Here is a 9,178-nt window from a genome sequence, read left to right on the forward strand (position 1 = left end):
CTCGATAAGAAATGGTCAACACGTAGCTGATCCGCACCAATTGAGAAATCGAGTGATGCGGATCAGCTACTACCATTCCTTTATTTGATTACTACACCATTCCTTGATTTAACCTTCGTTTACAGCTTCCGTCAGCTGGGGCAGGAAATCCTGAATATCGGCAACGATACCTACATCCGCCACCTGGAAAATCGGCGCTTTCAAATTCTTGTTGATCGCAACGATAAACGGATTGCCCTTGATGCCGCCCAGATGCTGGAATGAACCGCTGATTCCGCAGGCCAGATAAACCTTTGGCTTGACAGTCTGACCGGAGGTACCGACCTGGCGCGACTTCTCTAGCCACTTGGCATCGACCACGGGGCGGCTACAGCAGACCGCTGCGCCCAGCGCCTCGGCCAGGTCATCGGCGATCTCCAGATTTTCCTCATCGCCGATACCGCGGCCGACAGCGACCAGCACGTCTTCTTTTGTGATGTCGACGTCGCCAGCCTCGGCAACGATTAACTCGAGAAATTCGCGCGCCGCTGAAAGGTCACCGGCCTCGGCCGATTTATCGACCACCGCATTGCCGCCGGCCTGAGTCTCGTCTGCAGCAAAACAACCGGAACGCACATTCACCACGATACCGTTGTTCATGTCGCAGAGGGAGCGGCTGCTAACCTGGCCACCGTATTCCTGACGCACAACTTTCAGCTTATCTCCTTCGACTGCCTCGATGCCGACGACATCAGCGACGTAGGTGGAATCAAGCTTAATGGAAAGCCCTGGCGACAGATCCATCCCGAAAGTGTCATGGAGCAACACCATGGCCGCACCCTTGGGTAAAATTGCGGTCAGTGCCTTCCGGATTACTTCGGCATTGGGGTAAGCAAAAGCCTCGCCGGCCAGTTTCCAGACTTGAGAGAAAGATTTGCCGACCTCGGCGCAAACCTGCTCCAGCTCTGCACCATTACCGGCAACCAGCGCAACGGTCTCAGCGGCGGGACGGATGGCTTTGGCTGCGGTGAGCAGTTCCAATGCCGAATCATCGACCACGCCACCCTTATGCGTGATATAGACAAAGACTTGATCTGCCATTATTTGAGTCCTCCCTTGGCTTTGAGAAGTTCAATGAGTTTTTCGATGATCTCCTCATCACTCCCTTCCAACATCTCGGCTCCGTCGCCCAGCTCCGGGACAAAATAATCCTGACGATGAACGTGAGGAGCAACCGCATCACCCGTAATTCCCAGATCTGCAGCACCATGGACCGGGATATCAACAGATGCAACTTTCCGGATGCCGCGAATTCCGACATAGCGCGGCTCATTGATGCCTGTCTGGATGGAGAGAACACAGGGGAGCGTGATTTTGTTCATCTCGCTGTTGCCACCCTCGATCTCGCGACCGACCTTCAAGGTCTGACCATTCACCACCTCGATTGAGTTCACCAGCGATGCGTACGGGATATCGAGCATGGCGGCCAGCATACCGCCAACCTCTCCGGCTCCAGCATCGGCCTGGGCTCCGGTCAGGATCAGGTCGTACTTCCCCTTCTCAACCTCGGCCTTCAGAATGGTCGCGATCCCCCGCCCATCGGTTGCCTCAAAGGCATCATCACTGAGCAAAATGCCTCGGTCGGCACCCATGGCCATCTCACGCCGCAGGATCTCTTCAGATTCATCATCACCGACCGACACCACAGTTACGGAACCACCATCGCGCTCAACGATCTGGATCGCTTCTTCGACCGCGTAATTGTCCCACTCATTGACTGAGTAAACCAAGGAATCGCGATCAATATCGGTCCCATCTCTGTTTACCTCGATTTCATTCTCTGCGGAGTCCGGGACCCGCGCAACACAGACTAGAATTTCCATATGTTCCTCCATTTGAGAGTGAGTAAATGAATCGCACTGACTCGGCCTGTTTAGTTCAAAGCGACCAATCGTTTTGGAATTGAATATCAAGCATATTCAGCAGTCTCTGCGACCTCAGCGGTGAAACATCTATTAAATCTTGTCCCCGCACAAATCTTTTTTAAACAGTTCTCCGGCGCCGCGAGAAGCACAGAAATCACCGCACATGGTGCAAGTATTTTCATCTTCCGGAACCCTGCTGGCACGAATCGCCGCAGCGTCCGCAGGGAAAAGGGCCAAGTCGAACTGCTGCTGCCAGTTGAGGTCACGACGCGCCTTGCTCATCTGCTTGTCTCGCTCTCGCCCCTTCTCCGGGTATTTGTTCATGTCGCCGATATAGGCCGCCACCTTGGCCGCTTTGACCCCGTCGATCACGTCTTGTTCGTTCGGCAGCGCCAGATGCTCAGCCGGCGTGATGTAGCAGATCAGGTCGGCGCCGAAACGGCTTGATTGAGCAGAGCCGATGGCGGCGGTGATGTGATCGTAACCGGGGGCGACATCGGAAGAAATCGGCCCAAGCATGTAATAAGGAGCATCGCCGCTCATCCGTTTCTGCAGCTTGATGTTGGTTTCGATCTCGTCGAGGGGCATGTGCCCCGGCCCTTCAACTAGCATCTGGCAACCCATCTCGCGACCAATTTCAGCCAGCTCGCAGTTGATCAGCAGCTCCTGCACCATGGCCCGGTCGTGGGAATCGTGGATCGCCCCGGCGCGCAGGCCGTTGCCAAGAGAGAGCACCGTATCGTACTTTTTCAATATGCTGACTACCCGGTCGAATTTCTCGTACAGCGGATTTTCCCGGCCGTTCTTCATCATCCAGGCGACCATCGACACACCGCCTTTACTGACCAGCCCACCGTAACGATAACCTTGCTTACGTAACCGCTCGATGGTGTAGAGGTTGATGCCACAGTGTACAGCCATGAAGGCCATGCCATCGGCACACTGCCGTTCGATCAGCTCGAAAAGCATTTCCTCGTCGAGCTTATTCGGGTCGCCGTATTTTCGCGCCGCTTCACAAAAGGCCTGGTAGAGAGGAACGTTGCCGACCGGCAGGTCAACAGCGTCAATCACTTCGCTCCGCACCCGGTCGAGGTCACCACCGACCGACAGCTCCATCAGGGTATCGGCTCCGGCCGCCTGCGCGGCCCTGGCCTTGCGCACCTCGGCGCCATAATCGATGATATCGGAGCTGGTGCCGATCGAAGCGTTGACCTTGGTCGAAAGCCCCTTACCGATACCGACAACTTTCGGTTGACGATGATGATTCCAGGGGACAACGATAGTGCCGAGGGCCACCTGCTCGCGCACATAGAGATCACTGACCCCTTCGCGCTCGGCCACCGCAGCCATCTGCGCGGTAACGATACCTTCGCGCGCAAATTCAATCTGGGTTTTCACAATACACTTCCTCCCGCAGGAAAAAACATCACACCGCTGAGCTCACATAGTACGCGGGGAAATCTCTTCTCTTTTTACTACCCATGTAACTTTTTACGTTACAAGCCTAATCACGCAGAATCTGCCGGTCCACCAGTTCCACCAGATCTATGACCTCCAGTTGGTCCTCAAGTCCAGCGACCTTGATTGCATCCTCAATATTGAGCAGGCAAAACGGGCACGCCGTGACAATCACATTGGCGCCGGCCTGCTGCGCCATCTCGACCCGGAGCACGCCCATCCGCTGTTCCTCTTCCGGCTCAAAGAACAGCATCAAGCCACCACCACCACAACAGAAGGAACGATCACGGCAGCGTTCCATTTCAGCGGTCTGCAAACCGGGTATTGCATCCAACACCTGACGGGGGTCGTCGTAGGTCTCGTTGTGACGTCCCAAGTAACAAGGGTCGTGATAGGTATAAACCTTAGTGGAATCCTCAACCGGCTTGAAGCTAAGTTTGCCGTCCTTGACGCACTTGAGAATTGTCTGGCTGATATGCTCGACCGGTGGCAGATCCTTATAATCGTTTTTCAGTGCATTGAACGCATGAGGATCAGCTGTGACGATTCGCTTGACTCCTGACTCTTTGATTACTTCGGTGTTGTGTTCCCTGAGCATTTGAGCGAGGCTTTCCTCGCCAAAGCGTCCGACTTCGTGTCCACTGTCCCTCTCCTGAACACCCAGAATGCCGAAGTCGATCGCGGCATCGGTCAGAATTCTGGCGGTCGCCCGCCCAAGGTCCTGCATACGATCATCGTAAGAGGTGATGCTGTCGACAAAGTAGAGGGTTTCAGCGGTTTCTTCACCATCGATGATCTTGATCGGATAATCGGCAGAGAACTCCTCCTCTTTGGTCCAATCAGCCCGTTTCTTCTCCATTTTCCCCCAGGGGTTTCCACGCTTTTCCAGCGCACTTAACGGTTTCTGCAGTGATTGAGGTACCATCCCTTCGTCGACCATGCCGCGACGCACATCAACAATCTTGTCGATGTACTCGATCATCACCGGGCATTCTTCCTCACAGGCTCCGCAGGTCGTACAGGACCAGATCTCATCTTCCTCAAGGGCGGTACCGATCAGCAGTTCATCCTCGGGACCTTTCTCCCCGAACAGCGGATAACGCTTGAAACCATAATCGCGACACTTGATTGAAATGAATCGCGGTGAAAGTGGACGGCCGACAGCGTTGGCTGGACAATTATCGGCGCAGCGGCCACAGTCGACACAGGAGTAGAAATCCAGAATGTGCTTCCAAGTGAAATCTTCAAACTTTTTCACCCCAATGGAATCTAGTGCATCCAATTCCTCATCCGTTACCCCCCAGAGCACCGGTTTAATTATGCCTTTACGATTTTTGCCTAAGAAAACGTTCGGCAACGAGGTAATGACGTGAAAATGTTTGCCGAAAGGCAGCAAACAGAGGAAAGAGAAAAAGATCAGTTCATGAAGCAGGTAACTGCTCAGATGAATGGTCTGCAAAACACTCGGCGTAACACCGGCAAAAAGCAGCGTAAAAACCCAAGGGCCGGTAGTCGGCAGCATCTGCTGGGGCTCGAACCCATTCTGAATCTGCGCCGCTGCCTGGCTCGCCTCGAACATCATGTCGCAGGTGACCAGCCCGATGATCAGCAGTAACACCAGCACCGCCTCCCCGGTATGATCCTTGCCGTACTTGCTCGGCACCTCATAGCGTTTGGGTTTGAATATCCCCCGACGTACCATGGCGATAAACGCGACAATAAATACCAAGGTAGCGGCAATGTCTTTGAGAATCCCATACACGACACCGAAATCACCATGAAATCCGTCCACGACCCCGACAAAAATCAACGCAGTGGAGCGCAAAGCCAAGACCATGAAACCGGAAAACAGCAGAATATGCAGAACTCCGGCGAACATATATCGGGGTTGCCGCCACTGGAAGATGCCAAACTTCAAAAGCCTGGAAAAGCGGTTCGGCAACTGGTTCAAGCGGGGGTCATGCTGCATCTGCAGTAAGGGAGCAAAGCGTTTGGCCATGATATAAGTAAAAACCAACGCCCCAACGGCCGGAATAAGGACAAACAGCACCGTTCCAGGAATCCCTAAATAGCTTGAATTGGCTGGTGAAATCAGTGTTGAATTCATAAGTCACACTCCTAATCGATACTCACACAGTCAAAAAATATGACTGCAGTTCCTTTGTCTTTTGCATTGCGATGCCTCGAGGATTTACAGACAAGTTTCGTCCACCTTAATAACCGCAGCATCGCCTTGCGCCAAACCGCCACAGATACCGACACTTGCGACCCCTCCTCCGCGCCGGCGCAATTCATACATGGCGGTCATTATAATCCGCGCACCGCTGGCCCCCACCGGATGACCGATGGCGATGGCTCCACCATTTGGGTTCGTTTTAGCAAGCAACTCCTCCCACCGGGTTTGATCCCCATTGGCGAGAATTTTTGTCGAAACCAGTGGGATAGCTGCGAACGCTTCATTGATTTCAAGCACATCAACCTGCGCTATGCTCATTCCGACATTATCCAGTGCCTTTTGAATAGCGAATGCCGGTACTTCGGCAATCCGCTTTGGTCCACTGGCAACGCTGGCGACAGAAAGAAGTACTCCCAGTGGTTTAATCCCGAAGGAATCGGCGACAGATCGTTTGGTCAAGATCAAGGCGGAAGCTCCCGCGTCCAACCCAGGAGCATTCCCGGCAGTCACCGTTTTACTGCCATAAACGGTCGACAACTTGGCTAGTTTTTCAACGGATGTGTCCGGTTTGGGGAACTCATCCTCGGTAAATTGGATGGGATCGCCTTTTCTCTGGGGAAGCTCCACCACAGCAAGTTCTTCTCCAACCGCAAATTTGCCTTCGGTTTTTGCCGCCTGATACTTCATCTGTGAAGCGTAAGCCCAGTTGTCCTGCATTTCCCTGGGGACGTCATAGTCCAAGGCCACATCGCCTGCGTCCCCAGCCAGGGAATTGAAGCCGTGGTACATGATCGGGTTGAGATGATCGACCATCTCTGGTTTATTCAGACCAGTTCCCCACCGATGGCCATTCATGACAACAGGGGTATTACTCATATTTTCCGCCCCGACAGCCATACAGACTCTGGCTTCATCGAGCAGCAAAGATTTTCGTCCCAGTTGGACTGCAGCCAGCGAAGAACAGCAAGCGCGATCAATCGTCAGGGATAATGTTTCCGGTGGCAACCCGGCGTGCAGCAGAGCTTGACGGGCGTTGACGTTATACTTGAGCGCGGCTTCAGATTGGATACACATCCCATAATAAACTTCGTCAATATCACTGCCCTGCAAACCGGATCGTTTCAGAACCTCTTTGATAATAAGAGTTCCCAACTCGCTGCTGTGGAGATGTTTCAATAATCCGCCGAACTTACTGAATGGGGTTCTGGCGGCGCTGATTATGACGATATCGTTCGGATTGCCCATATTTGCTTCCTTTTGCAGTTCATCAATAATTAAAATCTAACGACCTGATCAACTTAGCTATCGTACTTATACCAACCCTCTCCCGACTTTCGGCCCAGCTTGCCGGCCTTGACCCGATGGGTCAGAATCTGCGGGGCTCGGAAACGGTCACCGAAAGTTTTTGTAAGAGCCTCACAAGCCGGAATCTCGATATCGATCCCGGAAAAATCGGCCAGTTCGAACTGCCCCATCGGATGGCCGAAGGCGAGCCGCAGTGTCTTATCAATGTCTTCTTTGCTGGCGATCCCTTCTTCAACCAATCGGTAGCACTCCAGACGCATGGCCATCAGCACCCGGGTGCTGATGAAACCCTGGGAATCCTTGCAGACTACGGTTTGCTTTCCGACATTGGCGGAAAACTTTTCAATCTGCTGCAGGACTTGATCGGAAGTTTCCAAACCACGGATGATTTCAATCAGCTTCATTGCCACCGGCGGGTTGAACCAGTGCATCCCTATCACCCGCGATGGATCGTTCACCACCGAGGCGATTTCGGTAATGCTGTATTGCGAAGTGTTGGAAGCAAGAATCGTCTCAGATTTGCAGATTTCGCTCAGTTGTTGAAAAAGCCTGTGTTTCAGCTCCAGATTTTCAGGAGCAGCTTCAATGACCAGATCGGCGTCTTTGGCTGCGTTGGTCAAGTCCGTTGCGATGGAAATACGGCTAAGAATCGACGTCTTGTCCTCTTCGCTGATCTTGCCGCGCTTGATGCCGCCATCCAGCGACTTGGAAATTTTCCCCTTAGCCGATTCCAGCAATTCTTCCGAAATATCATTCAACACAACGGGGATCCCGGCCGTGGCCACCACCTGGGCAATGCCATGCCCCATGATCCCCGATCCGATTACGGTCACTTTTTGAATCGCCATATCCATTTCTCCCTTTTCCTCGATCGCTATAGGTAAGCCGGTTAACCGGCAAAGGCTTTAGCACCAATGCTAATCACCGGCCCAGCCTCCGATTTCAGTTGTTCAAATTTGCCAAAGGTATCTTTCAGCAGAGTACCGATATAAAACTGCCCCCCTGAGACCTTGCCGTGATAGAAAGCGGCCTGTTTGTTTTTCCTCAGCAACTTTTCGATCTCTTCATCTGTTTTCCCCTCGGTTAGCTCCGTCAGTTTCGGCAAAGCAACCGTAAGCTGCCAGAGGTGCAACCAGCCAAGCAGCACATCCCCCATCGTTTCCAGGAAAGGAGTGGTTTTGGCATATAGTTCAAGTCCCTTTTCACCTGCGGCCATGGTTGCAAACCGGTCGACAATCTCTTCCAGCCCGTCCTTCGCGCGCCCGACGATGATCGCATAGTCGGTCAGTCTGCTGATCTCCTGAGCCTTCTCGATAGTCTCGGAAAACTTTCCCATGAGGTGGTTAAAGTTGTCTTTCTTGTTCCCAAGAATCTTGCGGAACATCAGGTCCATTGCCTGAATGCCGTTGGTCCCTTCAAAAATAGTCGTGACCTTGCAGTCTCTGGCCAGTCGTTCAAAGGGATAGTCGGAACAATAGCCATAACCGCCAGCACACTGTATGGCCAGAGCAGTTACAACCCAGGCCTTGTCGGTACAGTAGGCCTTAACAATCGGCGTCAGCAGTTCCACCAACCCGTGCCATTGTTTGCTCTCTTCAGCTTCAGTGACGCCAGCATTGTCGATGCAGTTACTGGTGAAGTAAGCCAGGCTGCGGCAACCATCGACGTACGCCTTCATGGTCAGCAGCATCCGCTTGACATCTGGATGCTCGATGATAGCGACCGTCTTGTGCTTATCCTGACCAGGATAGACAGATGCACCCTGGGGACGCTTTTTGGTGTAGTCAACAGCGTGCATGAAGGCGCTGGATGAAAAAGAGAGCCCTTCCACACCGACCAGCAGCCGCTGCTCGTTCATCATATGGAACATCTCCGACATCCCCTTGCCCTGCTCTCCGAGCAGGTAGCCGGTGCATTGTCCGCCATCGCCAAAAGCCATGGTGCAGGTCACCAGTCCATGCAGACCCATTTTGTGCTCGATGCCGCTGCAATAGACATCGTTTCGCTCACCGATGCTTCCATCGTCTGCAGGCAGATATTTGGGCACGATAAACAGGGACAGGCCCCTCGTCCCCAGCGGATCCCCTTCGACCCGGGCCAGGACCATGTGGATGATGTTCTCGGCCAAGTCATGCTCACCGGCGGTAATGAAAATTTTGGTTCCAACGATATTGTAAGTCCCGTCCTCATTTTGGGCCGCGGTGGAATCCACGGCACCAACGTCGCTGCCGGCATCGGCTTCAGTCAGGCACATGGTCCCCATCCATTCACCAGCGAAGAGTCTTTCCATGTAGATCTTTTTCTGCTCGGCAGTGCCGTAGGTTTCAATCACCTT

Annotated in this window: 7 protein-coding genes; all 7 read right to left on the reverse strand. The window is 53.2% G+C overall.

From position 1 onward, the window contains the following. Window positions 1-108: 108 nt before the first annotated feature. The gene (locus Q7J88_RS00005) at window positions 109-1,080 is read right to left on the reverse strand and encodes an electron transfer flavoprotein subunit alpha/FixB family protein (RefSeq protein WP_303720095.1); all 972 of its coding nucleotides are present in this window, start codon (window positions 1,078-1,080) and stop codon (window positions 109-111) included. Further along, on the reverse strand, window positions 1,080-1,862 hold the full coding sequence (locus Q7J88_RS00010; RefSeq protein ID WP_303720096.1) for an electron transfer flavoprotein subunit beta/FixA family protein: 783 nt from the start codon (window positions 1,860-1,862) through the stop codon (window positions 1,080-1,082). The genes Q7J88_RS00005 and Q7J88_RS00010 overlap by 1 nt, the downstream gene beginning before the upstream one ends. 132 nt (window positions 1,863-1,994) lie before the next feature. Continuing rightward, complete coding sequence (gene thiC, locus Q7J88_RS00015; RefSeq protein WP_303720097.1) at window positions 1,995-3,302, reverse strand: phosphomethylpyrimidine synthase ThiC; 1,308 nt, start codon at window positions 3,300-3,302, stop codon at window positions 1,995-1,997. 106 nt (window positions 3,303-3,408) lie between these two features. Then, window positions 3,409-5,469, reverse strand: coding sequence for a (Fe-S)-binding protein (locus Q7J88_RS00020; protein ID WP_303720098.1), 2,061 nt, complete (start codon window positions 5,467-5,469; stop codon window positions 3,409-3,411). A gap of 84 nt (window positions 5,470-5,553) precedes the next feature. After that, window positions 5,554-6,783, reverse strand: coding sequence for a thiolase family protein (locus tag Q7J88_RS00025; protein ID WP_303720099.1), 1,230 nt, complete (start codon window positions 6,781-6,783; stop codon window positions 5,554-5,556). Window positions 6,784-6,836: 53 nt separating this feature from the next. Further along, the gene (locus tag Q7J88_RS00030; protein ID WP_303720100.1) at window positions 6,837-7,691 is read right to left on the reverse strand and encodes a 3-hydroxyacyl-CoA dehydrogenase family protein; all 855 of its coding nucleotides are present in this window, start codon (window positions 7,689-7,691) and stop codon (window positions 6,837-6,839) included. Between the two features lie 41 nt (window positions 7,692-7,732). Further along, the coding region (locus Q7J88_RS00035) for an acyl-CoA dehydrogenase (RefSeq protein ID WP_303720101.1) at window positions 7,733-9,178 on the reverse strand (1,446 nt) is incomplete at its 5' end.

Origin of the sequence: Malonomonas rubra (assembly GCF_003247215.1) — a bacterium.
GTDB lineage: Bacteria > Desulfobacterota > Desulfuromonadia > Desulfuromonadales > Geopsychrobacteraceae > Malonomonas > Malonomonas rubra_A.

Coding starts and splice junctions, on each gene's coding strand:
- Q7J88_RS00005 (WP_303720095.1), bottom strand. CDS start 1,080: ATGGCAGATCAAGTCTTTGTCTATATCACGCATAAGGGTGGCGTGGTC.
- Q7J88_RS00010 (WP_303720096.1), bottom strand. CDS start 1,862: ATGGAAATTCTAGTCTGTGTTGCGCGGGTCCCGGACTCCGCAGAGAAT.
- Q7J88_RS00020 (WP_303720098.1), bottom strand. CDS start 5,469: ATGAATTCAACACTGATTTCACCAGCCAATTCAAGCTATTTAGGGATT.
- Q7J88_RS00025 (WP_303720099.1), bottom strand. CDS start 6,783: ATGGGCAATCCGAACGATATCGTCATAATCAGCGCCGCCAGAACCCCA.
- Q7J88_RS00030 (WP_303720100.1), bottom strand. CDS start 7,691: ATGGCGATTCAAAAAGTGACCGTAATCGGATCGGGGATCATGGGGCAT.